The following is a 965-nucleotide window of genomic DNA, read 5'->3' on the forward strand; positions in this document are numbered from 1 at the left end:
CCTGCGCCGTGGTCTCCCGCCGGCTGAACCGGTGCATGGAGAACGAGGGCTGGTCGCTGACCTGGCAGGACCTCGGCGCCACCGACCGCGCCGACTTCCGCGACAACTGCCGCGACTCGTGGGACCTACTGGGATCTGGTCGGCGAACGCGTCGTCGTGGTGCCGAAGTCCGAAGGCTGGCTCATCCTGAACGACGTCAAGGCGCGCACCGAGGTCGTGAACAAGAACGGCTCCGCCAGCCTCCTCGACCTCGGGGACGGCGTCGCCTGCCTGCAGTTCCACAGCAAGATGAACTCGCTCGATGCCGACATCGGCAAGATGTACATCGACGCGCTGGACCGCCTCGACGCGGACGAGTTCGATGCGCTCGTGGTCGGCAACCAGGACGGCCCGGCCTTCTGCGCCGGCGCCAACGTCTTCGTCGTGCTGATGATGTCGATGCAGAAGCAGTGGGACAAGCTCGACGAGATGCTCGTCGGCCTGCAGTCCACGCTGATGCGCGCGAAGTACAACAAGAAGCCGGTCGTCACCGCACCCCGCGGCCTCACCCTGGGTGGTGGCGCCGAGGTCGCGATGCACAGCACCGCCACCGTGGCGCAGGGCGAGCTCTACATGGGGCTGGTCGAAGTCGGTGTCGGCCTCATCCCCGGCGCCGGTGGCTGCAAGGAGATGCTCGTCCGCTACCTCGGCGACATCCCCGAAGGCACCGAGTACGACCCGAACCCCTTCGTGCAGGCGGCCTTCAAGAACATCGGCCTCGCCTCGGTCGCCACCAGCGCCGAAGAAGCCCGCTCGATGCGCTACCTGCGCCCCCAGGACAAGGTCACCATCGACCCGGACGCGGTCGTGGCCGACGCCAAGAAGATGGCCCGTGGCCTGGCCGATGCCGGCTTCGTGCCGCCGCACCAGCGCAAGGTGAAGCTCCCCGGCGCCTCGGGTCGCTCCGCCATCGAGCTCTTCCTCTA

1 protein-coding gene is annotated in these 965 nt (G+C 67.9%); it reads left to right on the forward strand.

Annotation, left to right across the window (positions count from 1 at the left end):
* Nucleotides 1–159 precede the first annotated feature (159 nt).
* Nucleotides 160–965: enoyl-CoA hydratase/isomerase family protein (locus GY812_17680; protein ID MCP4437312.1), on the forward strand; the 806-nt coding region annotated here is incomplete at its 3' end.

This window comes from Actinomycetes bacterium (genome assembly GCA_024222295.1).
Classification (GTDB): Bacteria; Actinomycetota; Acidimicrobiia; order Acidimicrobiales; family Microtrichaceae; genus JAAEPF01.